The organism is Thauera sp. 63 (genome assembly GCF_000310165.2).
Classification (GTDB): domain Bacteria; phylum Pseudomonadota; class Gammaproteobacteria; order Burkholderiales; family Rhodocyclaceae; genus Thauera; species Thauera humireducens.
In genome coordinates this window covers 54,718-80,919 of the sequence record NZ_AMXC01000011.1, presented here as the reverse complement: position 1 = coordinate 80,919, position 26,202 = coordinate 54,718, and the positions used below count along the sequence as shown (strand labels likewise).

Genomic DNA, 26,202 nt, shown 5'->3' with positions numbered 1-26,202 from the left:
TCCGGCATTCTTCAGGCTCTGATCAACAAGGCCGGCCGCGCCGTCGAGGCGCAGGGGCCGGCCTTCGTCGGGTTGCTTGGATTACTTGGAGTACTGGGTCACGAGCGCATTGGCGTCGTCGAACAGCTTCTGACCATCGACGCCCTTGGAGGAAATCTCCTTGATCCACTCCTCGGCGACCGGCTTCGAAGCCGCCTGCCACTTGGCCATCTCTTCGGCCGGCAGGGCATAGACGGTGTTGCCGCGACCGACGGCAGCCTCGCGGCCACCCGCGTCGGCATCCTTGAACTGCGCCGACACCCAGGCCGAGGTCTCGCGGCCGCTGTTGTCGTCGATGACCTTCTTCAGTTCAGGCGACAGGCTGTCGTACTTCTTCTGGTTCATGACGAAGATCATCGTCGCGGTGGTCATCGCATGCGACCCGCCCGCTTCGGCATGGAACTTGGTCAGTTCGTGCGTCTTGGTCGCGGGGACGACTTCCCACGGGATCAGCGCGCCCTCGATCACGCCCTTGGACAGGCTCTCCGCCATCTGCGGCACCGGCATGCCGACCGGAGTCGCGCCGAGCGCGGCCAGCAGCTTGGTGCCGAGGCGCGACGGCGCACGCACCTTCATGCCCTTGAGGTCTTCCAGCGTCTTCACTTCCTTGTCGCGGAAGTGCAGCACGTTCGGACCGTTCACCCAGGTCGCGATCGGCTTCATGCCGGCGAATTCCTTCATCGAGTGCGCCTGCACGAAGTCCCACATGGCGCGCGACGACGCCTCATGGGTGGTGGTGATGAAGGGCAGCTCGAAGACTTCGGAGGTCGGGAAACGGCCCGGGGTATAGCCCGGCAGCGTCCACACGATGTCGGCCACGCCGTCGCGGACCTGGTTCAGCAACTGCGGCGGCGTGCCACCGAGACTCATTGCCGGATAGATCTGGCACTTCATCTTGCCCTGCGACTCGGCAGCGATCTTGTCGCACCACGGGCTGATGAACTTGGTATGGGCGGGAGAAACCGGCGGCAGGAAATGCGCGACCTTCAGGATGACTTCCTCGGCCTGGGCAACGGTCGGGACCAGAGCGGCGGCGGCAAGACCCAGCGCCAGCGAACGAATCTTCATAGATGTCTCCTCGTGATGTTCTTGCAACAAGGAAGTCTGCGGCACGGAACACCACAAGTCTTCCAGACATCACGAGTCTCGCGCGTTGGCCCGGCAGAAAAAAGTCCGGATAAACACTATCAGTTATAAAATTTTGAAATAGCTGAATACCCGCTATTGCAATACGTATCCCCATTGGGTGACTCAGGCCGGCCGTCGTCCCTCTGCGCACGCACCCGCACGGCCTGAAGACCTCACGCCCGGATCAGGCCGCAACCTCCATCACCATCAAGCCCGCGGCCGTGTTGGAAATAGGGATGTGGTAGTTCGAATGCACCAGCCCCACCCTGCCCGGCAGGGCGGCCCGGGCCGCCACCCACATCAGCAACTCGACGCCCTGCGTGCCGGTCTTCTCCACGATCTGCTCGTTGCTGAACTGGGTCACCCACTCCGGGTCCGAGACGAGGCTGTCCATGAAGGCCTTGTCGAACTCCGGATTGACGAAACCCGCACGTTCGCCGTCGAGCTGGTGCGACAGCCCACCGGTACCGATCACGAGGACGCGCAGATCCTTGTCCCACGACCCGATCGCTTCGCCGAGCGCCTTGCCCAGCTTGTAGCAGCGCTTCGCGCTCGGTAGCGGATACTGCACGGTGTTGATGCACACCGGCACGGTCGGCACCGGGCACTTCTCGTCGTTCGGCCACAGCAGCTTCAGCGGCAGCGAGTACGCGTGATCCACGAGCATTTCCTGGCAAGTGGTGAGGTCGAACTCCCTTGCCACCAGTTCGTTGATGACATGCCACGAAAGCTCCGGGTGCCCCTTGAACGGCGGCAGGGTCGGGATGCCCCAGCCCTCGTCGGCGTTGTGGTACTCGGGTGCCGCGCCAACGGCGAAGGTCGGCATCTTGTCGAGGAAAAAGTTGAGCCCGTGGTCGTTGTAGAGCACGACCGCAACGTCGGGCCTGACCTTGTCGAGCCAGGCATGAACCGGCGGAAAACCGTCGAAGAAGGGTTTCCAGTACGGGTCGTCCTGCAGCTTGCCGGCGATGGCGCGGCCGATGGCCGGGACGTGTGAGGTGGTGATTGCGCCTACGATCTTTGCCATGTGTCGGTTTCCTTCCTCAGATGCCTTTGCCCGCGGCCAGCAGCATGGCCTTGAATTCGTCCTTGCTCATCCCGGTCTGCGCGGCCCCCAGGTCCTGCACATCGAGCCCGAGGATGCTGGCGAACTTCGCGAGGTAATACACGTTGCCGCCCGCCGCCAGCAGGCCCAGCACGTTGCGCGTACGGATCGCTTCGTACTGTTCCGCATTGAGTCCGAACTGCCTGCAATAGCCCGCCTCGTCCTGGCGGAAGGCCTCACGGTTCTCGGCACTGTTGAAGGAGAAACACATCTTGTTGAGCGCATAGCCCTTCTGCGCGAGTTCGCCGTCGAACACCCGGGTGCCCGGGATCTCCAGCTTCTGCGATGCCGCGTTCATTCGAATCTCCTCTCCATCCTCATGCGGGAAATGGCAGTATCACGGAGTCGAATGCATCGATAAACACATTAACACTCATCAAATTCATGAGCGATTTCGATTATTCACACCTCGACGGCCGACTGCTGCAGCTGCTCGTCGCCGTGGTGGAAGAAGGCTCGATCACCCGCGCCGCCGAGCGACTCGGCGTCACCCAGTCGGCGGTATCGCACCTGCTCGGCAAGCTGCGCGCCATCGTGGACGACCCGCTGGTAGTCAAGTCCGGGCGTGGCATCGTCGCCACCGCCCGCGCCGAACTGCTGGCGCGCGAAGCCCGCGTGCTGCTCGAGGACATGCGCCGCTTCGCCACGGCCGAGAACTTCGACCCGGCAAGCCTGCGCACCACCTTCACCATCGCCGCCAACGACTTCCAGCGCGACCTGCTGCTGCCGCGCCTGCTGGCAAGGCTACGCGCGCGCGCTCCCCGGGTGTCGCTGCGCGTGATTCCCTCGGACATCCCCGACGCGGACATGCTGCGCGAGGAGCGCTGCCAGCTCGTGATCTCACCGCGCCCGCCGGATGCCAGCGACATCCTTCACAAGCGCCTGTTCGACGACGGCTACCGCGTGTTCTACGACGCCAGCCAGCGCAAGGCGCCCGCGACACTGGCGGACTACCTCGCCGCCGACCACGTCACCGTGCTCTACATGCCCCGCCGCACGCTGGATCTCGACGACGAGCTCGCCGAACGCGGCATCCGCCGCAGCTTCGCCGTCATGGTGCCGGGCTTCTCCGGCATCCCGGCCTTCATCCGCGGCAGCACCTTGCTCGCCACCGTCCCCGGCGCGCTGGAATCCGGTGCGATGCAGGGGCTGGCGCACTGCGCCCCGCCGTTCGACGCGCCGCGCATGCCGATGTACATGATCTGGCACCTGCGCCATCGCCACGATCCCGCGCACAGCTGGCTGCGCGCGGAGCTGGAGGCGCTGGTGTAGCGTGCGACACCTGCCGGCTCAGCGCAGCTTGCTGGCGACGAACTGCAACGCGAGGTTGTAGCCCAGGGTGCCGAAGCCGGCCATCACCGCCTCGGCGATGTCGGACAGGTAGGAGTGGTGGCGGAAAGCCTCGCGCTTGTGCACGTTGGAGATGTGCACCTCGACGAAGGGAATCGCCACGCCGCCGAAGGCATCGCGAATGGCCACGCTGGTGTGTGTGTAAGCGCCCGGGTTGATGATGACGAACTTCACACCCTCGGTGCGCGCCTCGTGGATGCGGTCGACGATCCCGCCTTCGTGGTTGCTCTGGAAGCACTCCAGTTCCAGGCCAAGCGCCTTGGCCTGGGCACGCAGGCCGTTTTCGACGTCGGCCAGCGTGGTCGAGCCGTAGATGTGCGGCTCGCGCGTGCCAAGCAGGTTGAGGTTGGGACCGTTGATGACGAGGACTTTGCTCATGCGGCCAGGCTCCGTTGCAGGGGTTCTTGAATGCAAAAGGGGCCGCGCAGCGGGCGCATGCGCCCCACCCACGGCCCGCGATGCCAGCGGCGCTTACTTGCGCAGCTTGGCCAGTTCGGCGTTGATCGCGTCGACCGTCTCCTGCCCCACCGCGGCCGCATGCGTGGCAAGGACCGGCTTCATCTTCTCGCGCAGCTTGGCCACCTCCTCGGGCGGCAGTTCGGTCACCTGCATGCCCGCCTTCTTCAGCGCCTCGATCGCGGTCGACGCCTGCTCGCGCGACACCTTGCGCTGATGCGCGATCGCCTCGGCGGCAGCATCCTGGAAAGCCTTCTTCTCGTCGGCGCTGAAGGTGTCCCACACCTTCTTGCTGATGATCATCGACTGCGGGTTATACACATGGTTGGTCAGCGCCAGGTGCTTCTGCACCTCGTTGAACCGGTTGGCGTGGATCACGGTGACCGGGTTCTCCTGGCCGTCGATCGCCTTCTGCTCCAGCGCGGTGTACACCTCCGGCCAGGCCAGCGGCACCGGGTTGGCGCCGAGCGCCTTCACCCAGTCGAGGTTGATCGGGTTGGGGATCACGCGCAGCTTGAGGCCGGCGATGTCCTCGACCTTGTTGATCGGGCGTACGCCGTTGGTGATGTTGCGGAACCCCAGGTCCCAGTAGCCGAGACCGACGATGCCCTTCTCTTCCAGCTTCTTGTGCAGGCTCTGCCCGAACGGGCCATCGACGACGGCGTCGACTTCCTGCGCGTTGCCGAACAGGAAGGGGAAATCGTAGATCGCCATTTCCTTGACATGCGAGGCCAGGATGCCGGAGTTCAGCGCGGTCATCTCGATGGTGCCGCCCTGCAGCGCCGAGACGGTCTGCTGGTCACCGCCCAGCACCCCACCAGCGAACACCCGGACCTTGATCTTGCCGCCGGACTTCTCGGCGATGAGTTCGGCGAACTTCTGCGCGCCGATCTCCGCCGGATGGCCCTTCGGGTTCTGCACCCCGAACTTGAGCGAACGCTCGGAAAAGTCCGCGGCATGGACCGCCGTGCCGAAGCTGACGGCAGCCAGCGCTGCGAGGGCGGTCTTCATCATCAGACGACGCTTCATGAATGTCTCCTGTTTGGCTCGTATGCGGCACGCAATCGATGGGTGCAGGGTGCGGCGTGCCGTCACACTCTACAGAAACCGGAACTCGGGCACGCAGCCCTGCGACGAACAGCTCCATCTGATTGCCGCATCACTGCAATCTATGCCCCGGACCTGCCCACGCCAAGGCGGGAGGCGCGCAACTGTTCGCCTGGCGCACAATTTACCCGACACGCAGGCTGCTGTCTCCCCATCCCGACGCACCCGGCCCGCATCGCCCGCCAAAGCTCGAGTGCCGGTTTTGTCCTATTCATCGAGCGATTTGTGGTTTTTATCCGCAAACCGTCCGACCTACCATGTCCTCACTTCATAACGGTTGCCGAATGCAGCCAGAACCCATGAAAACAGGAGACACGCCCATGAAGGCCCGCCAATTCGCCCTCGGTATCGCTGCCGCAGCACTCGCTCCGGGCGCCGCCCAGGCACAGGAAGTCGTGCTCAAGGTCGCCCACTTCCTGACGCCCACGACGCCGGCCCACGTCAAGTTCATCGAGCCGTGGTGCGGCAAGATCGAAGCGCAGTCGCAGGGCCGGATGAAATGCCAGCTTTATCCGGCAATGAGCCTCGGTGGCACGCCGCCGCAACTGCTCAACCAGGTGCGCGACGGCGTCGCCGACATCGTGTGGACGCTGCCGGGCTACACGCCGGGCCGCTTCCCGATCACCGAGGTGTTCGAGCTGCCGTTCTTCAGCACGAGCTACGAAGCCACCTCGCGTGCGCTGTGGGATTTCATCGAAGGCAGCGCGGCAAGCGAGTTCGCCGGCCTGCGCCCGATCGCCACCTGGTCGGCCGGTCCCTACCTGCTCCACTTCCGCAACAAGCAGGTCAATGCGCTGGAGGACCTGAAGGGGCTGAAGGTGCGCACGCCCTCGCGCCTGGGCAACAAGATGCTCGCCGCACTCGGCGCCACCCCGGTCGGCATGCCGGCACCGCAGATGACCGAAGGTCTTGCCAAGGGTGTGATCGACGGCGCCCTGCTGCCGTGGGAAGTCGTGCCCGCCCTGAAGATCCAGGAACTGACCAAGTACCACGCCGAGCCGACCGGCAAGATCGCGCTCAGCACGGCGACGACGATCTTCGTCATGAGCCAGAAGAAGTACGACAGCCTGCCGGCCGACCTGAAGAAGGTCATCGACGACAACCGCGGCCGCGAAGTCTCCGCTTTCGCTGCGGGCCAGCTGGCCGAGGCCGGCAACGCGAGCCGTGACATCACGCTGAAGAACGGCAACACGGTCTACCAGCTCGCACCGGAAGAGCTGGAGCGCTGGAAGCAGACCACCGCCCCGGTCGCCCAGGAATGGATCAAGGACATGGACGCCAAGGGCCTCGACGGCCGCAAGCTGCACGACGAAGCCGCAGCGCTGGTGCAGAAGTACTCGAACTGAGCGCTCCCCAACGTCCTCAGGAGACCGCCATGAAGATTCGCCGCATCGCCCTCGGCCTCGCCACCGCGGCGCTGGCCCCAGCCGCCGCGCAAGCGCAGGAAGTGACGCTGAAGTTCGCCCACTTCATGCCGACCACCAACCCCTATCACGTGCATGTCATCGTGCCCTGGTGCGACCGGATCGCCGCCGAATCGAAGGGCCGCATGGTGTGCCAGATCTACCCCGCCATGCAGCTGGGCGGCACGCCGACCCAGTTGCTGACGCAGGTACGCGACGGCGTGGCCGACGTGATCTGGACCATGCCGGGCTACAACGCCGGCCGCTTCCCCAAGCTCGAAGTGTTCGAACTGCCCTTCTTCACCACCACGCCCGAGGCGACGGCCCGCGCAATGTGGGACTTCGTGCAGAAGAACGCGCTCGACGAGTTTCCCGGCATGAAGCCGCTCGCCACCTGGACGCCCGGCGCCTACGCCTTCCACATGAACGGCAAGGAAGTGACCCGGCTCGAGGACCTCAAGGGCGCGAAGGTGCGCACACCCTCGCGCCTGGGCAACAAGCTGCTTGCCGCGCTCGGCACCACGCCGGTCGGCATGCCGGCGCCGCAGATGTCCGAGGGCATCGCCAAGGGCGTGATCGACGGCGCGCTGTATCCGTGGGAGTCCGTGCCCTCGGCCAAGCTGCACGAACTGACCCGGTTCAGCTTTGATGCCAATGCCGAGTACCGCATGTCGGCCGCGACGACCATCATCGCGATGAACCGGAAGAAGTACGACAGCCTGCCTGACGACCTGAAGAAGATCATCGACGACAGCACCGGCCGCGAGTTCTCGGCCCAGGCCGCGGCGGTGCTGCATGCGCAGGCCACCGTCGGTCGCGATCAGACCATTGCCAACGGCAACAAGGTCTATGTGCTGCCCCCCGCCGAGGTCGAGCGCTGGAAGGCGGCGACGGCCGGCATCGCCGGCGACTGGATCAAGGAGACGAACGAGAAGGGGCTCGACGGTCAGCGCCTGCATGACGAGGCCGCCGCATTGATGGCCAGCTACTCGAAGTAATCCGCTGCCGGCATGCCTCGATCCCGCGCCGAACGCCCGGTCACACCGCCGGGGTTCGGCGCTTTTTCGTACTCCACCGGCTCGTGTTATGCATGAAGCGTTCTAGCTGCTATCACGTTTCGTGAGCGCGGGCGCCGTTGGGCTCCTCTACCATCAGCCGCCCGCGCGAATTCGGCTGCACACGCGCCTGCGCCGGAATCTCGAACAATAATCAGGGGAGACTCATGAAGAGCACGCATACGTCCGCCCGCAGCGGCAGCCTTTCCGTACGCAATCTGCTGTACATCGCCATCGCTTTCCAGATCGTGCTGGCGGTCGCGCTCGGCTTGCTCGGCCTGCGCGGCATGTACTCGACGCTGAACGGACTCAACGAGGTCTACAACGACCGCGTGATCCCCCTGCGCGACCTCAAGGTCATCTCCGACGAATACGCGGTGGCCATCGTCGACGCGACGCAGAAAGTGCGCGACGGCACCATCCAGGCCGACACGGCCGCCGCGACGATGGAGCGCGCGCGCGGCCTGATCGACGACAAATGGAAGGCCTATACCGCCAGCACCCACCTGTCGGAGGCGGAGCGCGCCCTGATCGCCAAGGCCGAACCCGCGATGGAAAAGGGCAACGCCCTGGTCGACCTGATGGTCGAGCGCCTGAAGCTCAACGCCTTGTTCGAGATCCACGGCATCGCCGAACAGACCCTCTACCCGACGCTGGACCCGATCACCGAGGTCCTGCGCCAGCTGATCGAAACCCAGCTGGAGCAGGCGCGCAGTGACTACGAGGCCGAGCAGGCGAACTTCCACGATGCGCTCACGCTGATGATCCTGATGATCGTCGCCGCCGCGACGCTGTCGGGCATCGGCGGCGTGATCTTCGCGCGCAATTTCCTGATGCGTCCGCTGGACGACGCCCGCCGCTTCGCCAACGACATTGCCTCCGGCAACCTCGGCAGCCGCATCGAGGTGCAGCGCGACGACGAGATCGGCAGCCTCACCGCAGGCCTGCAGACGATGCAGTTGGAACTGCGCAACATGGTGCAGCTGATCCAGAACAACGCCGAACAGATCGCCTCGGCAAGCGAGAACCTGGCCAGCAGCACCGGCACCATCTCGGCCGCGACCGTCCAGCAGTCCAGCGCCGCCGAGTCGATCGCCGCCGCGATCGACCAGATGAGCGGCTCGATCGGCCAGGTCTCGAACTTCACCGCCGAGGCCAAGGACATCGCAACCGACTCGGGCGCGGCGTCGCGCACCGGGGCCGAGGTGATCCGTCGCGTGGTCGGCGACATCGAGCGCATCGCCGACTCGGTGAACGAGGCGTCTGCTGCCGTGCGTGATCTCGGCCAGCACAGCCAGGCCATCGCCTCGGTGGTCACCGTGATCAAGGAAGTGGCGGACCAGACCAACCTGCTCGCGCTCAACGCCGCGATCGAAGCCGCTCGCGCCGGGGAACAGGGGCGCGGCTTCGCCGTCGTCGCCGACGAGGTGCGCAAGCTCGCAGAGCGCACGGCCGCATCGACCCAGGACATCGCCCGCATCGTCGGCCAGATCACCGCGGGCACCGACTCGGCGGTGAAGGCGATGGACACCCAGGTGCGCAGCGTGGAAGCGAGCGTCGCGCTGGCGGGCGAAGCCGGCGAGGCCATCGCCCGCATCAACGCCGCATCGGAAAAGGTGGTGGCGACTGTCAGCGACGTCTCCAGCGCTCTTCAGGAACAATCGCAGACCAGCAGCGACATCGCCCGCGGCATCGCCGAGATCGCGGACATGAGCGGCCGCAACAGCACCTCGGCACGCGACGTGGACAAGGCCACGCGCCAGCTCGCCGCGCTCTCGGCGCAACTGCGCGAAACCGTGCGCCGCTTCCGCCTGCAGGGCTGAACCGCCGACCACTGCCACCCTCGCCGGCGCGCCTGCCGACGAGGGCGCGTCAGCGCTCGTCGGCCAGCTGCCGTCGGGCCAGCTCGCGGAATGCCGTGGGCGTACGGCCGGCGTGCTTCTTGAAGAAGCGACCGAAGTAAGCCTCGTCCTCGAAGCCGAGAAAGCCGGCGATCTGCTTGACGGCAAGGGTCGAATACACCAGTTCGCGCTGTGCCTCGTGCATCAGACGCGCGTTGATGACATCCAGCGGCGACATGCCGAGCGATTCGCGACACAGGCGTGCGAGCTGCCCCGCCGACACCCCCAGTGCCGCCGCATAGTGCTCGACCGGCAGATGCTCGGAAAAGTGGCGGTCGACCATCGCACGGAAGCGCTCGATACGCGCCGCGCGGCGTGAGCGCTCAACGCCGGCACCCGCCTCGCGGTTCTCGCCGATGCGCGCAATCTGCACGAACAGCGCCAACAGCAGTGCGCTGCCTGCGGCGATCTGCCCCGGCGCATAGGCGCGCGACTCCTGCTCCAGCGCAAGGAAAAGCGGCATCAGCGCATCCGCATGGCGCGCCTCCTCCGCCACCGGGATCACCGCCGGCGTACGCAGCACCGACAACAGTTCCGGCCGCCCGACGGCGGCAAGCGCCTCGAGCGGCCGCTGCGGCGCCGTCACCACAGGTCCGTCCATCTCGGGCGAGAAATGAAAGCCATGCACCACGTGCGCCGGGATCACGATCAGGCACGGGGGCTCGATTGCCCATTTCGTCCCGTCGATCAGTGCCTCACCGCTCCCCCTGCAGACATACAGCAGCTGCATCATCGCGTCGTGGGTGTGAGCGTCGATTTCCCAGTTATTGGGCGCGGAACGCTCGGGAATCCACTCGAAACTGAAGGAATCCAGCCACGCGGGCTTGGCCTCCGTGCCATACAGATCGTAATTTGGAAGGGTCTTCACGCCATCGAACTCCTTTCCGCCGATGCACGAATTATCCGGCTCATCGAAGCATTTGTCGATTTGATCGGACGATAGACCTCCCTAACATGGCCTCACACCAAGACCCCCATGGGAGACACCAACATGATCGACAACTGGCTCGGCCTCGAAGGCAAGGTCTGCGTCGTGACCGGCGCGGCCAGCGGCATCGGCGCCGCCATCGCCGAGACCCTTGCCGCTGCAGGCGCACGCGTCGCCCTGCTCGACCTCAATGCCGAAGGCGTGTCGCGCCTGTCGGCGCAACTCAACGCTGCCGGTGCCACGACACTCGGCCTCGCCCTCGATACCGCGGACGAGGCGGCAGTGCAGGCTGCCGCTCAGCGCGTGCAAGGCGAACTGGGCCCCTGCCAGGCGCTGATCAACAACGCCGGCCTGCTGCGCGCCGCGCCGCTGGCCGACGTCAGCCTCGCCGACTGGAACCAGGTGCTGGCCGTGAACCTGACCGGCTACCTGCTGTGCGCGCGCAGCTTCGCCGCGCACATGCGCGAACGCGGCGGCGGCAGCATCGTCAACGTCGCCTCGATCTCGGCGCTCAATCCGCAGACCAATAGCGGCGCCTACAGCGCGAGCAAGGCCGGCGTGCTGCTGATGTCGCGCCAGATGGCGGCCGAATGGGGCCCGCAGGGCATCCGCAGCAATGCGGTATGCCCCGGCATGATCCGTACCGCACTGTCGGCGAAGTTCTACGAGGAACCGGGCTTCGAGCAGAAGCGCGCGGCCGTCACCGCCAGCCGCCGCATCGGCGAGCCGGTCGATATCGCCAACGTCGCCGCCTTCCTCGCCAGCGATCGTGCCGCATACGTCAATGGCGCCGAGATCCTGGTCGATGGCGGCATGGACTGCATGCTGATGGATCTGGTGCCGCGCCCCGGCTACAACCAGACCGGCAAGGCAGCCTGAGCGGCACCCGCCCCCCATATCAAGGAAGAGACCATGAACCACCCCGTTCCCCCGAGCCGGATCAGCTGCGATCTGCTCGTCGTCGGCTCCGGCGCCGGCGGCCTGTCCACTGCCATCACCGCGAAGAAGCACGGCCTCGATGTGGTCGTGATCGAGAAGGAAGACGTCTTCGGCGGCACCACCGCCTTCTCCGGTGGCGTGCTCTGGATTCCCGGCAACCCGCATGCGAAGAAGGCCGGCATCCAGGATAGCCGCGAGGCCGCCGTCGAATACATGAAGAACGAGACCGGCGCCTTCTACGACGCCGTCGCGGCCGAGGCCTTTCTCGACGCCGGCCCGGAGATGGTCGAGTTCTTCGAGCGCGAGACCGCGGTGAAATTCGTCCCCACCCTCTATCCCGACTACCACCCCACCGTGCCGGGCGGGGTCGACATCGGCCGCTCGATCCTCGCCGCGCCCTTCGACATCCGCGCGCTGGGCGAGCACATGGGGCGCCTGCGTCCGCCGCTGGAAACGATCACCTTCATCGGCATGATGTTCAATTCGTCCAATGCCGACCTGAAGCACTTCTTCAACGCCACCAAGTCGCTGAAATCCTTCACCTACGTCGCCCGGCGGCTGGCCACCCACGTCAAGGAACTGGCGCTGTACCGACGCGGCATCAACGTCACCAGCGGCAATGCGCTGGCCGCGCGGCTGGCCAAGTCCTGCCTCGACCTGGGCATTCCCATCTACACGCGCACCGGCGCCAAGGAACTGGCGCTGCACGACGGCCGCATCGTGGGCGCCCTGGCCGACGGCCCGGACGGCAATACCGTGCACATCACCGCCAAGCGCGGCGTGGTACTGGCGTGTGGCGGCTTCTCACACGATGTCGCACGCATCAGGAAGACCTATCCGCACCTGCAACGCGGCGGCGAACACCTGTCGCCCGTGCCGGCCGGCAACACTGGTGACGGCGCGCGCATGGCCGAGCAGGTCGGCGGCGTGGTCGAGATCCGCTACCCCAATACCTCGGCCTGGATGCCGGTGTCGCGGGTGCCGCTGGGCAAGGGCCGCTTCGGCGTCTTTCCCCACCTGCTCGACCGCTACAAGCCGGGCATCATCGGCGTGACGCGCAAGGGCAAGCGCTTCTGCAACGAGTCCGAGTCCTACCACGACGTCGGCGCCGCCATGATCGAGGCCTGCAAGGACGAGAAGGAAACCGCGATGTGGCTGGTGTGCGATCAGGCCACGCTGAGCAAGTACGGCCTGGGCTATGTCAAGCCCGCGCCGATGCCGGTCGGCAAGTTCCTCCGCAACGGCTACCTGATCAAGGGCGACACGCTGGCCGAACTGGCGCGCAACGCCGGCATCGATGCCGAGGGCCTGGAGAAGACCGTCGCCGCCTACAACCAGGGCGCGGCCGGCGGCCACGACCTGCAGTTCGGCCGCGGCACCACCGCCTTCAACCGCTACCTGGCCGACCCGGAAAACAAGCCCAACCCCTGCGTCGCACCGGTCGGCAAGGGGCCGTACTACGCGGTCAAGGTGGTGATGGGCGATCTCGGCACCTTCGACGGCATCCGCACCAGCGTGGTCGGCGAAGTGCTGGACGACACCGGCGCCCCCATCCCCGGCCTGTTCTCGGTGGGCAACGACCGCGCCAGCGTGATGGGCGGCAACTACCCCGGCGCCGGCATCACGCTCGGGCCGATCATGACCTTCGGCTACATCACGGGCCGTCACATCGCCGGTGCGCTGGAAACGGTGCAGATCCCCGCCATGCAGATCGAGCGCAAGGAGATGGTCCATGTTGCCTGAGGCCCTGCCCCGCCCGCTCGACAAGCCGCTGGTGGATCACCGCATCTACACCATCCAGCTGCGCAAGATGAACGAGTTCATCGAGGTCTTCGACCGTCTCGCGATGCCGATCCTGCTCGAGACCCTCGGTCACCCGGTCGGTTTCTACACCAGCCTCGTCGGCGCACAGAACCAGTTCGTCCATCTGTGGGCCTACGAGAGCATGGCGGACTACGAGGCGCGTTGCAGGGCGCGCGACACGCACCCCGACTTCCCGAAGTACCTCGCTGCCTCCGGCCACCTGATCACCGCCCAGGAAACCCGGCTGATCCGCATGGTCGACATGCCCAGCCTGCGGAGGACCTGAAGCATGAGCTCACCGACGAAGGGCAAGGTGGCGATCGTCACTGGCGGCGCCGACGGCATCGGCTGGGCCACGGCCCAGCGCCTGGCCCAGGAAGTCGAACATGTGGTCGTCGCCGACCTGCGTGCGGATACGGCGCAGGCACGCGCGGCAGCGCTGGGCGAACACCACTGCGGCCTGGGTGCCGACGTGACCGTGCAGGAGGAGGTCGCGGCGCTGGTCGACACTGTCGTGGACCGCTTCGGCCGCATCGACATGCTGGTGAACAACGCCGGCGTCCCCGAGCAGGTCGCCGCCACGGTCGATCAGCAGCTCGCGGCCTTCGACCGGGTGATCGGCGTGCACCTGCGCGGCACCTTCCTGATGTCGCAGGCGGTGGGTCGGGTGATGCTTGCGCAGGGCTGCGGCAGCATCGTCAACCTCTCCTCCATCGCGGGCTTCGCCGGCATTCCCCAGCGCAACGCCTATGCAGCGGCGAAGGCGGGCATCGTCGGCATGACGCGTTCGATGGCCTGCGAATGGGCTCGCCACGGCGTGCGCGTGAACGCCGTCGCGCCGGGCTATGTGCGCACCGCGCTGGTGGCCGAACTGGAAGCGAAGGGTGCGCTGAACGCTCGCAGCCTGCTGTCCCGCACGCCGATGGGCCGGATGGCGCGCCCGGAAGAGATCGCCGAGGTCATCGCCTTCCTCGCCTCCGAGCGTGCCAGCTTCGTCACCGGCAGCACCCTGGTCGCCGACGGCGGCTGGCTCGCCTGGGGCGCGCCCGAGGACAGCCTGCCCGGGCTGTGAGGCAGTACCCGGGGCTCAGCCCAGCCCCGGGATCACCCCACCGACCTTCACCAGCCAGATGAACGCGCTGATGGTGATGAAGGAGACCACGGTCGCCATCACCAGCACCGCGGAGCACAGGCCTTCCAGGCCGTACTTCTGGCCGAGGATGGCGTAGATGCTGAACATCGGCACGCAGGCGAAGAACACCGCGGCGACCTGCAGCTCGGCGGAAATGCCCGGAACCAGGAACACAGCCAGCAACACCGCCAGCGGGTGCAGCAGGAGCTTGCCGCCAGTCACAAGGGCGACCTCGCGCCCCATCCCCTTCACCGTGCTGCCGGCGAGGTTGCCGCCGATGACGAACAGCGCGATCGCGGCCGAGGCCAGCGACAGCATGTCGATCGCCTTGAACAGCGGCTGCGGCAGGCGGATGCCGGTGAGCGCGAAGCTGAAGCCGATGGCGATCGCGATGATCATCGGGTTCTTCAGCAGGTTGAGCGCGATGTCGCGCAGGATGCGCAGGATGCTCGCGCCCCTGTTGCCGGCGCTGTCGGCCAGGATCAACACCAGCGGCAGCATCAGCAGATTCTCGACCAGCATGGTCAGCGCCATCGCCACGGTGGCGATTGGGCCCAGCACCTGCAGCGCCACCGGCAGGCCGATGAAAGCGCTGTTCGACAGCGACGCCCCCATGCCGAACACGACGCTGTCGCGGAAGCTGCGCTTGAACACCCAGCGCGCCAGCAGCACCGTCGCCGCCATCGCCGCGAGCGAGCCCAGCGCATAGGCGAGCAGGTAGCCGGAGTTCATCACCTCGCGGAAAGGCCGCTGCGACAGGGCCTGGAACAGCATCGCCGGCAACGCGAAGCGGATGACGAAGGTGCCGAGCACGCGCATGTCGGGCTTGGAAAACAGGCCCAGGCGCACGGCGCCGAAGCCGAGGCCGATCAGGATGAAGACCGGGGTGGTGATGGCGAGGATGTCGAGCACGTCAGGCTCCGGCGGCCGGGCTTGCGACCGGCACGCAGGTCAGGGATTCAAAAAGAACCCCCGGCCGCGGGGAGGCGGCGCGGGGGTCGAGGGAACCGGCTCCGCATCCGGGTGGATGACGGAACCGTAGAGGGAGTCGTTGTCCGCGGCACCGCTCACGCAGCGAATTCTTCGGTATCGATCTCGACCTGCGTGGCGGCCGGGTAGCGCGGGCCGGAGACGGTCCGGGCGTTGATCAGGGCCTCGAGCCGCGCGACGAGGTCGGGCGCCAGCACGATGTCGGCGGCCTTCAGGTTCTCTTCCAGGTGCGCGAGGCTGGTCGTGCCCGGAATCGGCAGGATGTCCGTACCCTTGGCCAGCAACCAGGCCAGGGCCAGTTGCGCGGGCGTGCAGCCGGCCTCGCGCGCGAGCCCGAGGTAGCCGTCGAGCAGCCGCAGGTTGGCGGCGAAATGCGCGCTCTGGAAGCGCGGCATCGCGCGACGGATGTCCTTGGCCTCGAAGGCGGCGACCTGGGCCGGATCGGTCAGCGCGCCGGCGAGGAAACCGCGCGCCACCGGACTGAAGGCGACAAAGGAGACGCCCAGTTCGCGGCAGGCGTCGAGCACCGCGATCTCGGGGTTGCGCGTCCACAGCGAATATTCGGTCTGCAGCGCTGCGACCGGGTGCACCGCATGCGCGCGGCGCAGGGTGTCGGCCGACACCTCGGACAGACCGATGCTGCGGATCTTGCCCTCGCGCACCAGGTCGGCCATCGCACCCATGCTGTCCTCGATCGGCACCACCTTGTCCCAGCGGTGCAGGTAGTACAGGTCGATGACGTCGGTCTGCAGGCGCTGCAGCGACTCTTCGCAGGTGCGCTTGATGGTCGCGGGACGGCCGTCGATGACGCGCTTGCCGTCCACGCCGGTCATGCCGCACTTGCTCGCCAGCGTGTAGCGCGAACGGTGCTTGCCCAGCACACGGCCCACCAGCGTCTCGTTGGCGCCGAAGCCGTACAGCGCGGCGGTGTCGAAGTGCGTCACGCCCAGTTCCAGCGCCCGCAGCAACACGGCTTCGCCCACCTCGGGCGAAGGCGGCACGCCATAGGCGTGGCTCAGGTTCATGCAGCCCAGGCCGATGGCACCGACCTGGAAGGGACCGAGTTTGCGTTGTTGCATGCGGGGCTCCTGCAGAAAATGACAACGGCTCCAGCCGTGAGGATGGAGCCGGAAAGCCTGATCGGGACGGATCAGGCGTGATGCCTCGGGCTCAGGCGGCGTTCAGTTGCTGCTCGAGCTGGTGCAGCACCTGGTAGCACGGCAGCACCTTGTGCACGCTCGAGTTCGGCTCGCGGCCTTCGCGGATGGCGGCGAAGAATTCGCGGTCCTGCAGCTCGATGCCGTTCATCGACACGTCGACCCTGGAGACGTCGATCTTCTCTTCCTTGCCGTTGAACAGGTCGTCGTAGCGGGCAATGTAGGTGCCGGTGTCGCCGATGTAGCGGAAGAAGGTGCCGAGCGGGCCGTCATTGTTGAAGGACAGCGACAGCGTGCAGATGGCGCCGTTCGCGGCCTTGAGCTGGATGGACATGTCCATCGCGATGCCCAGCGTCGGGTGGATCGGGCCCTGGATGGCATTGGCCTGCACGATCGGGCTGTTGGCCTGATAGGCGAACAGATCGACGGTGTGGGCGGCATGGTGCCACAGCAGGTGGTCGGTCCAGCTGCGCGGCTGGCCCAGCGCGTTCATGTTGGTGCGGCGGAAGAAATAGGTCTGCACGTCCATCTGCTGGACGTTGAACTCACCCGCCTTGACCTTGTTGTGCACCCACTGGTGGCTGGGGTTGAAGCGGCGCGTGTGGCCGACCATGGCGACCAGGCCGGTTTCCTTCTGCAGGCGTGCGACTTCCTCGGCGCCCTTCAGCGTGTCGGCGAGCGGGATCTCGACCTGCACGTGCTTGCCGGCCTTCAGGCACTGGATCGACTGGTCGGCGTGCATCTGCGTCGGGGTGCAAAGGATCACGGCATCGACCTCGGGCAGCGCCAGGGTCTCGGCGAGGTCATTGGTGACGTGGCCGACCTTGTACTTCGTGGCGACTTCGCGGGTCTTTTCCAGGTCACGGCCGATCAGCGAAACCACTTCGACGCCGTCGATGTTCTTGATGCCGTCCAGGTGCTTGATGCCGAACGCGCCGGCACCGGCGAGTGCGACCTTGATCGTCTTGCTCATCAGTTGTTCTCCAGGATCAGGTGGCCCACGGCCGTGTTGGACGCGGGAATGTGATAGAAGCGGTGCTTGACCGTGGGCGCCGGACCGCCCTGGATGTCGCTCATCGCGCCGCGTGCGATCAGCCACATCACCAGCTCGATGCCTTCGGAGCCGGCCTCGCGAACGTACTCGATGTGCGGCACTTCGGACAGCCCCGCCGGGTCGGCGATCAGGCGGTCGAGGAAGGCATTGTCCCACTCGCGGTTGAGCAGGCCGGCACGCGCGCCCTGAAGCTGGTGGCTCATGCCGCCCGTGCCCCAGATCTGCACCTTGATGTCGTCGTCGAAACACGCCACCGCCTTGCGGATGGCCTGGCCGAGCTGGAAGCAGCGGCGGCCCGACGGCACCGGATACTGCACGACGTTGACCGCGAAGGGGATGACCTTGCACGGCCAGGCGTCGGGCTCGCCGAACATCAGCGACAGCGGCACGGTGAGGCCGTGGTCGACTTCCATCTTGTTGACGATGGTGAGGTCGAAATCGTCCTGGATGACGCTCTGCGCGATGTGCGAGGCGAGCTCCGGATGGCCGATGACCTTGGGCACCGGACGCGGGCCGTAGCCTTCGTCGGCCGGGATGAACTCTGCAGCCGTGCCGATGGCGAAGGTCGGGATCATGTCCAGGCTGAAGGCCGTGGCGTGGTCGTTGTAGACGAGGAAGATCACGTCAGGCGTGTTCTCCTTCATCCATTCCTTCGAGTACTCGTAGCCGGCGAACAGCGGCTGCCAGTAGGCCTCGCCGGTCTTCTTGAGGTCGATGGCGGCACCGATGGCCGGCACGTGCGAGGTGTAAACCGATGCGGAAATCTTGGCCATGCTGTCAGGCTCCCTTGTTCTTGCCCGCCGCACCTTGCGGCTGGTGCTGCGGCTGGGCGTCACCGTCTTCGCCCAGGTAGCGGTTGCCCTCGGGCGAACGGCCGCCCTTGATCATCATGTCGCGGTATTCCTCTTCGGTCATGCCGGTCATGCTGCCCGCCATCTGCTGGAAGCTCAGGCCGTCGGTGGCACCGATCTTGGCGAGGAAGTAGATGTTGCCGCCGGTGCGCATGCACCAGTTGAGGTCGCGCGCCAGCACGGCCTGCTTCTGCTCCTCGGTCATGGGCCATTCGTCGAGATAGGCGCGCTCGTCCGCCTTGAAGCGGGCGCGGTTGTCGGCCTTCATCAGCGACATGCAGAACTGGTTGAGCCAGTAGCCCTTGCGCGACTGCTCGGCATCGAAAATGATCGTGCCGGGAATGTCCAGGTAAGGTTTGTCCAAAGCCATGATCAGCACTCCTCCGGCCAGTAGAGACGCATCGGGTTATCGACCAGCAGCTTGCGCTGCAGTTCGGCGGTCGGCGCGATGTGCGGGATGAAGTCGACCAGCAGGCCGTCGTCGGGCATGTGGTCCTTCAGGTTGGGGTGCGGCCAGTCGGTACCCCACAGCACGCGGTCGGGGAACTGCTCGACGATGCGGCGGGCGAAGGGCACGACGTCCCGGTAGGCATTCTGCTCGCCGTCCAGCGCCTTGGGGCCGGTGACGGACAGGCGCTCGGGGCAGCTGACCTTGGACCAGACGTTGGGGTTCTCGCGCATGAACTTCACGAACAGTTCGAACTCCGGACCGTCGATCGGCTTGGAGACGTCCGGGCGGCCCATGTGGTCGACGACCACGGTGGTGGGCAGCGCGGTGAAGAAGTCCCACAGTTCGGGCAAGTCGACCGCCTCGAAGTAGATCACCACGTGCCAGCCCAGCGGGGCGATGCGGTTGGCGATCTCGAGCAGTTCGTCCTTGGGCGTGAAGTCCACCAGGCGCTTGACGAAGTTGAAGCGCACGCCGCGCACGCCGGCGGCGTGCAGGTCCTGCAGTTCCTGGTCGGTGATGCTGCGACGCACCGTGGCGACACCGCGCGCCCTGCCGTTCGAAGCCTTGCACGCATCGACCATGGCGCGGTTGTCGGCGCCGTGGCAGGTGGCCTGCACGACCACGTTACGGGCGAAGCCGAGGTGGTCGCGCAGCGCGAAGAGCTGCGCCTTGCTCGCGTCGCAGGGGGTGTACTTGCGTTCGGGGGCGTAGGGAAACTCCGCGCCGGGGCCGAACACATGGCAGTGCGCATCCACCGCGCCGGCCGGCAGCGTGAAGCGGGGCTTGCTCGGGCCGGCGTACCAATCGAGCCAGCCGGGGGTCTTTTCGAATTGCATGCGTGTCCTCTGGTGTTCTCTCTGTTGTGGCTGGGGGTGGGGCCCGCCGGTGCGCTGCAGCCGGCGCCGGTCGGACCGTCCCTTTTTGTATTCGGCGGCTGAACCTCAGTCGATGTACTTGAGGCCGGCCTTTTCCAGCGGCTCGCGCATCTTGTAGAGGTCGAGGCCGAGCACGCCGGCAGCGAACTTCTCGCGCTTCTCGCCTTCGAAGGACTCGCGCTTCTCGGCGGCATCGGCCACCTGCTGGGCGATGGCGGCGGGCACGACGACCACGCCGTCGACGTCGGCAATGACGACGTCACCCGGATTGACCAGCGCACCGGCGCACACCACCGGCACGTTCACCGAGCCGAGCGTGGCCTTGATGGTGCCCTTGGCGTGGATGGCCTTGGCGAACACCGGGAAGCCCATCTGCTCGAGATCGGCCACGTCGCGTACGCCACCATCGATGATCAGGCCGCGCGCGCCGCGCGCCTTGAACGAGGTGGCGAGCAGGTCGCCGAAGAAGCCGTCGGCGTTGTCGGTGGTGCACGCGGCGACGGCGACGTCGCCTTCCTGCAGCTGTTCGGCGGCGACGTGCATCATCCAGTTGTCGCCCGGCTGCAGCAGGATGGTGACCGCGGTGCCGCACATCCTGGCGCCGGTGTAGACCGGACGCATGTAGGGCTTCATCAGGCCGACGCGGCCCATGGCCTCGTGGATGGTGGCGACGCCGAAGCGCGACAGCTTTTCGACCGCTGCCTTGTCGGCGCGGACGATGTTGCGCTTGACGATGCCGAGCTGGTTCAGTTGCGTCATCTTCCCCTCTCCTCTTACAGGCCCTTGGCCTTCAGCGCGGCATCCAGGCGCGAATACACGCGGCGGGCGTTGCCTTCGTAGATCATGTGGCGCTCTTCGGCGGTCAGGTTGGCGCTCTCGATGTAGCGCTTGGTGTCGTCGTAGTAGTGGCCGGTCTCGGGGTCGATGCCACGCACCGCACCGATCATCTCGGAGGCGAACAGCACGTTCTTGACCGGGATGACCTTGGTCAGCAGGTCGATGCCGGGCTGGTGGTACACGCAGGTGTCGAAGTAGATGTTGTTCAGCAGGTGCTCGGTGAGCAGCGGCTTCTTCAGCTCCTGCGCCAGGCCGCGGAAACGCCCCCAGTGGTAGGGCGCCGCGCCGCCGCCGTGCGGAATCACGAACTTCAGCGTCGGGAAGTCCTTGAACAGGTCGCTGGTCAGGCACTGCATGAAGGCGGTCGTATCCGCGTTGAGGTAGTGCGCGCCGGTGGTGTGGAAGCAGGCGTTGCAGCTGGTCGACACGTGCACCATGGCCGGGATGTCGAGCTCGACCATCTTCTCGTAGATGGGGTACCAGTGACGGTCGTGCAGCGGCGGGCTGGTCCAGTGGCCGCCGGAGGGGTCCGGATTCAGGTTGATGCCGACGAAACCGTATTCATTGACGCACTTCTCGATCTCGGGGATGCAGGTCTTCGGGTCGACACCGGGCGACTGCGGCAGCATGGCGGCGCCGATGAAGTGGTCCGGAAACAGCTGCGAGACGCGATAGCACAGCTCGTTGCAGATCGCCGACCAGGTCGCGCTGGTGTTGAAGTCGCCGATGTGGTGGGCCATGAAGCTGGCGCGCGGCGAGAAGATCGTCAGGTCCGAGCCGCGCTCCTTCATCAGGCGCAGCTGGTTCTTCTCGATGGTCTCGCGCAGTTCGTCATCGCTGATCTTCAGGTCGGAGACCTTGGGTGCGACCGAGGGGTCCTTCAGGCCGGCGATCTGCTGGTTGCGCCAGTCTTCCAGCGCCTTCGGCGCCGTCGTGTAGTGACCGTGGATGTCGATGATCATTGCTTGTCTCCTTTCCAGATGGATGCCGGCACCATGACTTCGCCGCGCATGATGAGGCGCGCGGTGCGCAACAGCGCAGCGCGGGTAACGTTTTGCGGATCGGCCGGATCCAGTTCCAGCTCGACCGAGAACTCGCCGGTCGGGTGCTCCACCGACACGGTGCGCGCCAGGCCTTCGGGCACCACGGCGATGCCTTCGGTGATCGAGCCGCGCAGCACACAGGCCGTGCCGACGGTCACCGCGGCAAGCACGCCAATGGCGTCGTGGCAAACATGCGGGATGAAGCTGCGCGTGGTCAGGCTGCCGCCGTCGCGCGGCGGCGCAACCAGTGTCATCTTGGGGTAGTTCTTGGCACTCACGTCGCCCAGGCCCATCGCGTGGCCGCAAGCAATGCGCAGGCGCTCGATGCGCGCCTTGAGCTCGGTGTCGGCGTTCAGCTCGGCCACGCTCTCGTAGCCGGTACGGCCGACGTCGGCGGCACGAAAGATCACCAGCGGCATGCCGTTGTCGATGCAGGTCACCTCGACGCCATCGATGACATCGCGCACCTTGCCGGTGGGCAGCAGGCCGGAACAGACCGAACCTGCGGTATCAAGAAAATTGATCTTGATCGGCGCCGAGCTACCCGGTACACCGTCGATGCGGGCGTCACCCTCGTAGCTCACCCGACCACCGGGGGTCTGCACGGTGATGTCGCAGGCCATGCCGGTATTGAGGGTCAGCACGCGGAAAGTCGATTCCTCGCCCTGCGCGCGGACCATGCCCGTCTCGAGCGCGAAGGGCACGACGGCCGCTAGCATGTTGCCGCAGTTGGGCGTGGTGTCGACCGTGTCCTTTTCGGGCTGCAGCTGCGCGAACAGGAAGTCCAGATCCACGCCCGGCCGGGAGCCGGGGCGCACGATGCCGACCTTGCTCGTCAGCGGATTGGCGCCGCCCAGACCGTCGATCTGACGGCGGTCGGGTGACCCCATCACGGCAAGCAGGACTCGATCGCGCGTCGAGACATCCGCAGGCAGATCGCTTTCCCGGAAGAACGGGCCTCGCGAAGTGCCGCCGCGCATGAACAGGGTGGGAATGGGTGTTTGCATGCCGCCAATTCTGGAACCACCCCCCTCTGTTCAATAGGGTGGACTGACTCTATCTGCTATCGCATTTTGATATAGAATCATAGAAGGGATAATAAATAGCGTCGATCGGAAATGGATATCAAGCAGATCGAGTACTTCGTCCACGTCGCCGAACTGGGCAGCTTCACCCGTGCCTCCATCGCGCTGGACATCGCGCAGCCGGCACTCAGCCGGCAGATCCGCCAGCTCGAGATCGAACTGCGCCAGCCGCTGCTGCTGCGCAATGGACGCGGCGTGACGACCACCGAGGCCGGCAAGATCCTGCTCGAACACGGCCGCGGCGTGCTGCACCAGATCGAGCGTGTCCGCGAGGAGTTGGCGCGCGCGCGTGGCGGGGAGGTCGGGCGGGTGGCGGTGGGCATGCCCCCCAGCGTCTCGCGCGTACTCACGGTGCCGCTGACGCATGCCTTCCGCGAACTGATGCCCGACGCCATCCTGTCGATCAACGAGGGCCTGTCCTTCACGATGCAGGAATCGGTGATCCAGGGCCGCCTCGACATCGCGCTGCTCTATCAGGCCCGGCCTTCGCCCGACCTCGAAATCCATCCCCTGCTGTCGCAATCGCTTCACCTGTTGCAGGCCAGGCGGCAGACCAGCGAAACCGGCCCGGTGAGCCTGCGCGAGGTAGCCAGGCTGCCGCTCATCCTGCCTGGCCGCCCGAATGCGATCAGGATGATCGTCGAGACCGAGATGCAGCGACTCGGCCTGCAGCCTCACATCACCATCGAGGCGGAGGCCACGCCGGCCATCCTCGACCTGGTTGCGGACGGACTCGGCTCCGGCATACTCCCTGCCAGCGCATTCGACGCCCATTCGCCGCGACTGCAGAACGATCTCGTGCTGCGATCGATCCGCGACCCCGGCCTGCTGACACACCTGTCATGGGCCGTCAGCGCACGGCGCCCGATGACCCAGGTGCAGCGCAATCTGATCGAGCTCATCGAGTCGAAGGTCAGGGAGCTGATCACGCCGGCGTAAGAACCGCGCCGCGCGCCGCCTTGGGCCAGCCCGCATCACGACGACCCACGACCAACCCATCCCGCAACCCGAAGAACGCTGGCGACACCGGCCTGGCGCGCATGCACCAGGCCAGACCACGTCATGGACACACCCCCACATGACCGACACACGACACCCCACCCCGCGCGACGCCCGTCTGCTCCTGATCCTCGCCGGCATCCTGCTGATCGCCGCCAACCTGCGCGCACCGATCACCGGACTGCCGCCGCTGCTGCCGATCCTGCAGCCCGCCCTCGACCTCGACACCACCCTGGCCGGCCTGCTCACCACGCTGCCGCTGCTTGCCTTCGCGTTCATCTCGCCGCTGGCACCGCGCCTTGCGCGCCGCACCGGCCTCGAAGCCGTGCTGTTCGCCGCACTGGTACTGATCGCGGGCGGCATCGCCCTGCGTTCACTCGGGCCGCAGTGGAGTCTCTTCGCCGGCACGGCGGCGATCGGCATCGGCATCGCACTCGGCAACGTCTTGCTGCCGAGCCTGATCAAGCGCGACTTCCCCGCCCACATCCCCAGCATGACCGGCGCCTATGCGTTGACGATGGGCATGGCGGCGGCCATGGCCTCGGCGACGATGACGCCGCTGGCGACCCGTTTCGGACTCGGCTGGGACGGCGCGCTGGCGACGATGATCGTGCTGCCGCTCGCGGCGCTCGCCGTCTGGTGGACGCGCCTGTCCGGCCGGCACAATCCGGCCGCGATGACGACTGCCGGGACTCGCGCCGCGCCGGTATGGACGTCGGCGCTCGCCTGGCAGGTCACCCTGTTCATGGGCTTGAATTCCTTCGTGTACTACGTGATCGTCGGCTGGCTGCCCACGATCCTGCTCGCGCACGGCCATTCGGCCACCGGCGCCGGATCGCTGCACGGCCTGATGCAACTCGCATCGGCCGTACCAGGCCTGCTGCTTGGCCCGCTGATCCAGCGCAGCCGCAATCAGAAGGCGATCGCGGTCGCGGTGTCGCTGCTGATCGTACTGGCGCTCGGCGGGCTGTTGGCGCACCCGTCACTGGCAACGCTGTGGGTGGTCTGCTTCGGCTTCGGCGCGGGCGCCGGCGTGACGCTGAGCCTGATGTTCATGGGCCTGCGCACGCGCAGCCCCGAGCAGGCCGCCGCACTTTCAGGCATGGCGCAGTGCATCGGTTATCTGCTGGCGGCCAGTGGCCCGCCACTGATCGGCTGGATGCACGACGCTGCCGGCAGCTGGGACGTACCGCTGGCCGGCTGCCTCGCGCTCGCCCTCGTCATGGCCGTATTCGGCTTTCTGTCGGGCCGCGACCGGCAGATCCACGACACCAGGCCCGTCTGACGATCGCGCCGCAGGACGGGCGGGGCGCCATGCCGCCGCGCCCGTCCTGCGGCATCAAGCTGCCAGCGCGCGCCCGATGACCAGCTTCTGGATGTCGCTGGCGCCTTCGTAGATCTGGCACACGCGCACGTCACGGTAGATGCGCTCGACCGGGAAGTCGGTGACGTAGCCATAGCCGCCGTGCACCTGGATGGCATCCGAACACACTCGCTCGGCCATCTCGGAGGCAAACAGCTTGGCCATCGAGGCCTCCTTCAGGCACGGACGGCCCGCATCCTTCAGGCTGGCGGCGTGCCACACGAGCTGGCGCGCGGCCTCGAGCTGCGTGGCCATGTCGGCGAGGCGGAAGTTCACCGCCTGGTGCTCGAAGATCGGCTTGCCGAAGCTCTCGCGCTCCTGCGCATACTTCACCGCCGCCTCCAGCGCGGCGCGGGCCATGCCCAGGCACTGGGCGGCGATGCCGATGCGGCCGGCTTCGAGGTTCGACAGCGCGATCCTGTAGCCCTCGCCTTCCGCACCGACCACCGAGTCCGCCGGGATGCGGCAGTTCTCGAACAGGATCTGCGTGGTGTCGGAGGCCTTCTGCCCCATCTTCTCCTCGATGCGGCCGACCTGGTAGCCGGGTGCAGTGGCAGGCACCAGGAAGCAGGTGATGCCCTTCTTGCCGGCAGCCTTGTCGGTGACGGCGAACACGATGGCGACGTCGGCGTGCTTGCCGGTGGTGATGAACTGCTTGACGCCGTTCAGCACCCACTCGTAACCGTCACGCACGGCCGTGGTTCGGATGGCCGAGGCATCCGAGCCCACGTGCGGCTCGGTGAGGCAGAAGCAGCCGAGCTTCTCGCCACGGGCGAGCGGCTTCAGCCAGGCTTCCTTCTGCGCATCGGTGCCGAAGCGGTTGATGATCCCGCACGGCAGCGAGTTCTGCACGCTGACGATGGTCGACGTGGCACCGTCGCCGGCGGCGATCTCTTCCAGCGTCAGCACCAGGCTCATGTAGTCCATGCCGGCCCCGCCCCACTCCTCGGGCACCACCATGCCGAGCGCACCGAGTTCGGCAAGCTCGTTCAGCGCCTCGCGCGGGAAGGTGTGGTTGCGGTCCCATTCGGCGGCGAAGGGGGCCAGGCGCTCCTGCGCGAAGGCGCGCATCGAGTCGCGGATGAGTTCCTGTTCCTGGGTCAGAATCATGATGAAACCTCTACTGGAACGGACGCACCGTTCCATTGCTC

General features: G+C 66.4%; 26 protein-coding genes. 10 read left to right on the top strand and 16 right to left on the bottom strand.

The window, feature by feature from the left end; translation table 11 throughout:
- Positions 1-81: 81 nt before the first annotated feature.
- From C664_RS11600 to C664_RS11590, 3 genes are all read right to left on the bottom strand, one after another.
- Positions 82-1,107, bottom strand: a complete 1,026-nt coding sequence (locus C664_RS11600) for a TRAP transporter substrate-binding protein (protein WP_004260001.1) — start codon at positions 1,105-1,107, stop codon at positions 82-84.
- 244 nt (positions 1,108-1,351) lie between these two features.
- Complete coding sequence (locus C664_RS11595) at positions 1,352-2,194, bottom strand: class III extradiol dioxygenase family protein (protein ID WP_004259997.1); 843 nt, start codon at positions 2,192-2,194, stop codon at positions 1,352-1,354.
- 16 nt (positions 2,195-2,210) lie between these two features.
- Positions 2,211-2,570: a protocatechuate 4,5-dioxygenase subunit alpha gene (locus tag C664_RS11590; RefSeq protein WP_004259993.1), complete on the bottom strand. Its 360-nt coding sequence runs from the start codon at positions 2,568-2,570 to the stop codon at positions 2,211-2,213.
- 86 nt (positions 2,571-2,656) lie between these two features.
- Between C664_RS11590 and C664_RS11585 the strand changes: the two genes are divergently transcribed.
- Positions 2,657-3,544 carry a LysR family transcriptional regulator gene (locus C664_RS11585; protein WP_004259989.1) on the top strand — a complete coding sequence of 296 codons (888 nt, stop codon included), beginning with the start codon at positions 2,657-2,659 and terminating at the stop codon, positions 3,542-3,544.
- A gap of 18 nt (positions 3,545-3,562) precedes the next feature.
- Here the strand turns inward: C664_RS11585 and aroQ are convergent, their stop codons facing one another.
- Positions 3,563-4,000, bottom strand: coding sequence for a type II 3-dehydroquinate dehydratase (gene aroQ / locus C664_RS11580; RefSeq protein WP_004259984.1), 438 nt, complete (start codon positions 3,998-4,000; stop codon positions 3,563-3,565).
- Positions 4,001-4,093: 93 nt separating this feature from the next.
- Positions 4,094-5,107, bottom strand: a complete 1,014-nt coding sequence (locus tag C664_RS11575; protein ID WP_004259980.1) for a TRAP transporter substrate-binding protein — start codon at positions 5,105-5,107, stop codon at positions 4,094-4,096.
- A gap of 398 nt (positions 5,108-5,505) precedes the next feature.
- Here C664_RS11575 and C664_RS11570 point away from each other — a divergent pair, with 398 nt between their 5' ends.
- The 3 genes from C664_RS11570 (at position 5,506) to C664_RS11560 (ending at position 9,466) form a co-directional block, all read left to right on the top strand.
- A complete protein-coding gene (locus C664_RS11570; RefSeq protein ID WP_004259976.1) occupies positions 5,506-6,531 on the top strand; it encodes a TRAP transporter substrate-binding protein in 1,026 nt (341 codons plus the stop codon).
- Positions 6,532-6,560: 29 nt separating this feature from the next.
- Positions 6,561-7,586 (top strand): TRAP transporter substrate-binding protein, encoded by a 1,026-nt coding sequence (locus C664_RS11565; protein ID WP_004259972.1) that lies wholly within the window; start codon positions 6,561-6,563, stop codon positions 7,584-7,586.
- A gap of 224 nt (positions 7,587-7,810) precedes the next feature.
- A complete protein-coding gene (locus tag C664_RS11560; protein WP_004259968.1) occupies positions 7,811-9,466 on the top strand; it encodes a methyl-accepting chemotaxis protein in 1,656 nt (551 codons plus the stop codon).
- A 49-nt stretch (positions 9,467-9,515) separates the two neighbouring features.
- Here C664_RS11560 and C664_RS11555 read toward each other — a convergent pair whose 3' ends face one another.
- Positions 9,516-10,412: a helix-turn-helix domain-containing protein gene (locus C664_RS11555; RefSeq protein WP_004259965.1), complete on the bottom strand. Its 897-nt coding sequence runs from the start codon at positions 10,410-10,412 to the stop codon at positions 9,516-9,518.
- 123 nt (positions 10,413-10,535) lie between these two features.
- Here C664_RS11555 and C664_RS11550 point away from each other — a divergent pair, with 123 nt between their 5' ends.
- The 4 genes from C664_RS11550 to C664_RS11535 are packed head-to-tail and all read left to right on the top strand — an operon-like array spanning position 10,536 to position 14,286.
- On the top strand, positions 10,536-11,351 hold the full coding sequence (locus tag C664_RS11550; RefSeq protein ID WP_004259960.1) for an SDR family NAD(P)-dependent oxidoreductase: 816 nt from the start codon (positions 10,536-10,538) through the stop codon (positions 11,349-11,351).
- A 33-nt stretch (positions 11,352-11,384) separates the two neighbouring features.
- Positions 11,385-13,154 (top strand): FAD-dependent oxidoreductase, encoded by a 1,770-nt coding sequence (locus C664_RS11545; protein WP_004259956.1) that lies wholly within the window; start codon positions 11,385-11,387, stop codon positions 13,152-13,154.
- A complete protein-coding gene (locus C664_RS11540) occupies positions 13,144-13,500 on the top strand; it encodes an NIPSNAP family protein (RefSeq protein ID WP_004259951.1) in 357 nt (118 codons plus the stop codon). The genes C664_RS11545 and C664_RS11540 overlap by 11 nt, the downstream gene beginning before the upstream one ends.
- 3 nt (positions 13,501-13,503) lie before the next feature.
- On the top strand, positions 13,504-14,286 hold the full coding sequence (locus tag C664_RS11535; protein WP_004259947.1) for an SDR family NAD(P)-dependent oxidoreductase: 783 nt from the start codon (positions 13,504-13,506) through the stop codon (positions 14,284-14,286).
- A 15-nt stretch (positions 14,287-14,301) separates the two neighbouring features.
- Here the strand turns inward: C664_RS11535 and C664_RS11530 are convergent, their stop codons facing one another.
- The 9 genes from C664_RS11530 to C664_RS11490 all read right to left on the bottom strand — a co-directional run bounded on the left by C664_RS11530 (position 14,302) and on the right by C664_RS11490 (position 22,611).
- Positions 14,302-15,258, bottom strand: coding sequence for an AEC family transporter (locus C664_RS11530; RefSeq protein ID WP_004259944.1), 957 nt, complete (start codon positions 15,256-15,258; stop codon positions 14,302-14,304).
- A gap of 155 nt (positions 15,259-15,413) precedes the next feature.
- Entirely contained in the window at positions 15,414-16,415 is a 1,002-nt protein-coding gene (locus C664_RS11525) for an aldo/keto reductase (RefSeq protein ID WP_004259942.1), read from the bottom strand.
- A gap of 91 nt (positions 16,416-16,506) precedes the next feature.
- A complete protein-coding gene (locus C664_RS11520; protein ID WP_004259938.1) occupies positions 16,507-17,466 on the bottom strand; it encodes a Gfo/Idh/MocA family oxidoreductase in 960 nt (319 codons plus the stop codon).
- Entirely contained in the window at positions 17,466-18,320 is an 855-nt protein-coding gene (locus C664_RS11515; RefSeq protein WP_004259934.1) for a class III extradiol dioxygenase subunit beta, read from the bottom strand. The genes C664_RS11520 and C664_RS11515 overlap by 1 nt, the downstream gene beginning before the upstream one ends.
- A 4-nt stretch (positions 18,321-18,324) precedes the next feature.
- The gene (gene ligA, locus C664_RS11510) at positions 18,325-18,768 is read right to left on the bottom strand and encodes a protocatechuate 4,5-dioxygenase subunit alpha (RefSeq protein WP_004259931.1); all 444 of its coding nucleotides are present in this window, start codon (positions 18,766-18,768) and stop codon (positions 18,325-18,327) included.
- Between the two features lie 2 nt (positions 18,769-18,770).
- Entirely contained in the window at positions 18,771-19,685 is a 915-nt protein-coding gene (locus tag C664_RS11505) for an amidohydrolase family protein (RefSeq protein WP_004259928.1), read from the bottom strand.
- A gap of 105 nt (positions 19,686-19,790) precedes the next feature.
- A complete protein-coding gene (ligK, locus tag C664_RS11500) occupies positions 19,791-20,483 on the bottom strand; it encodes a 4-carboxy-4-hydroxy-2-oxoadipate aldolase/oxaloacetate decarboxylase (protein ID WP_004259925.1) in 693 nt (230 codons plus the stop codon).
- A 14-nt stretch (positions 20,484-20,497) separates the two neighbouring features.
- A complete protein-coding gene (locus C664_RS11495) occupies positions 20,498-21,523 on the bottom strand; it encodes an amidohydrolase family protein (RefSeq protein WP_004259921.1) in 1,026 nt (341 codons plus the stop codon).
- Positions 21,520-22,611, bottom strand: coding sequence for a 4-oxalomesaconate tautomerase (locus C664_RS11490; protein ID WP_004259918.1), 1,092 nt, complete (start codon positions 22,609-22,611; stop codon positions 21,520-21,522). The genes C664_RS11495 and C664_RS11490 overlap by 4 nt, the downstream gene beginning before the upstream one ends.
- 111 nt (positions 22,612-22,722) lie before the next feature.
- On the opposite strand from C664_RS11490, the gene C664_RS11485 reads away from it, so the two are divergent.
- Both C664_RS11485 and C664_RS11480 read left to right on the top strand, forming a co-directional pair.
- Complete coding sequence (locus C664_RS11485) at positions 22,723-23,628, top strand: LysR substrate-binding domain-containing protein (RefSeq protein WP_004259914.1); 906 nt, start codon at positions 22,723-22,725, stop codon at positions 23,626-23,628.
- Positions 23,629-23,767: 139 nt separating this feature from the next.
- A complete protein-coding gene (locus C664_RS11480; protein WP_004259910.1) occupies positions 23,768-24,973 on the top strand; it encodes an MFS transporter in 1,206 nt (401 codons plus the stop codon).
- Between the two features lie 54 nt (positions 24,974-25,027).
- Here C664_RS11480 and C664_RS11475 read toward each other — a convergent pair whose 3' ends face one another.
- The gene (locus C664_RS11475; RefSeq protein ID WP_004259908.1) at positions 25,028-26,161 is read right to left on the bottom strand and encodes an acyl-CoA dehydrogenase; all 1,134 of its coding nucleotides are present in this window, start codon (positions 26,159-26,161) and stop codon (positions 25,028-25,030) included.
- Between the last annotated feature and the right edge of the window lie 41 nt (positions 26,162-26,202).

Bases quoted from the DNA above. Each gene is read 5' to 3' on its own strand.
- C664_RS11600 (WP_004260001.1), bottom strand. From the start codon at position 1,107: ATGAAGATTCGTTCGCTGGCGCTGGGTCTTGCCGCCGCCGCTCTGGTC.
- C664_RS11595 (WP_004259997.1), bottom strand. From the start codon at position 2,194: ATGGCAAAGATCGTAGGCGCAATCACCACCTCACACGTCCCGGCCATC.
- C664_RS11590 (WP_004259993.1), bottom strand. From the start codon at position 2,570: ATGAACGCGGCATCGCAGAAGCTGGAGATCCCGGGCACCCGGGTGTTC.
- C664_RS11585 (WP_004259989.1), top strand. From the start codon at position 2,657: ATGAGCGATTTCGATTATTCACACCTCGACGGCCGACTGCTGCAGCTG.
- aroQ (WP_004259984.1), bottom strand. From the start codon at position 4,000: ATGAGCAAAGTCCTCGTCATCAACGGTCCCAACCTCAACCTGCTTGGC.
- C664_RS11575 (WP_004259980.1), bottom strand. From the start codon at position 5,107: ATGAAGCGTCGTCTGATGATGAAGACCGCCCTCGCAGCGCTGGCTGCC.
- C664_RS11570 (WP_004259976.1), top strand. From the start codon at position 5,506: ATGAAGGCCCGCCAATTCGCCCTCGGTATCGCTGCCGCAGCACTCGCT.
- C664_RS11565 (WP_004259972.1), top strand. From the start codon at position 6,561: ATGAAGATTCGCCGCATCGCCCTCGGCCTCGCCACCGCGGCGCTGGCC.
- C664_RS11560 (WP_004259968.1), top strand. From the start codon at position 7,811: ATGAAGAGCACGCATACGTCCGCCCGCAGCGGCAGCCTTTCCGTACGC.
- C664_RS11550 (WP_004259960.1), top strand. From the start codon at position 10,536: ATGATCGACAACTGGCTCGGCCTCGAAGGCAAGGTCTGCGTCGTGACC.
- C664_RS11545 (WP_004259956.1), top strand. From the start codon at position 11,385: ATGAACCACCCCGTTCCCCCGAGCCGGATCAGCTGCGATCTGCTCGTC.
- C664_RS11540 (WP_004259951.1), top strand. From the start codon at position 13,144: ATGTTGCCTGAGGCCCTGCCCCGCCCGCTCGACAAGCCGCTGGTGGAT.
- C664_RS11535 (WP_004259947.1), top strand. From the start codon at position 13,504: ATGAGCTCACCGACGAAGGGCAAGGTGGCGATCGTCACTGGCGGCGCC.
- C664_RS11525 (WP_004259942.1), bottom strand. From the start codon at position 16,415: ATGCAACAACGCAAACTCGGTCCCTTCCAGGTCGGTGCCATCGGCCTG.
- C664_RS11520 (WP_004259938.1), bottom strand. From the start codon at position 17,466: ATGAGCAAGACGATCAAGGTCGCACTCGCCGGTGCCGGCGCGTTCGGC.
- C664_RS11515 (WP_004259934.1), bottom strand. From the start codon at position 18,320: ATGGCCAAGATTTCCGCATCGGTTTACACCTCGCACGTGCCGGCCATC.
- ligA (WP_004259931.1), bottom strand. From the start codon at position 18,768: ATGGCTTTGGACAAACCTTACCTGGACATTCCCGGCACGATCATTTTC.
- C664_RS11505 (WP_004259928.1), bottom strand. From the start codon at position 19,685: ATGCAATTCGAAAAGACCCCCGGCTGGCTCGATTGGTACGCCGGCCCG.
- ligK (WP_004259925.1), bottom strand. From the start codon at position 20,483: ATGACGCAACTGAACCAGCTCGGCATCGTCAAGCGCAACATCGTCCGC.
- C664_RS11495 (WP_004259921.1), bottom strand. From the start codon at position 21,523: ATGATCATCGACATCCACGGTCACTACACGACGGCGCCGAAGGCGCTG.
- C664_RS11490 (WP_004259918.1), bottom strand. From the start codon at position 22,611: ATGCAAACACCCATTCCCACCCTGTTCATGCGCGGCGGCACTTCGCGA.
- C664_RS11485 (WP_004259914.1), top strand. From the start codon at position 22,723: ATGGATATCAAGCAGATCGAGTACTTCGTCCACGTCGCCGAACTGGGC.
- C664_RS11480 (WP_004259910.1), top strand. From the start codon at position 23,768: ATGACCGACACACGACACCCCACCCCGCGCGACGCCCGTCTGCTCCTG.
- C664_RS11475 (WP_004259908.1), bottom strand. From the start codon at position 26,161: ATGATTCTGACCCAGGAACAGGAACTCATCCGCGACTCGATGCGCGCC.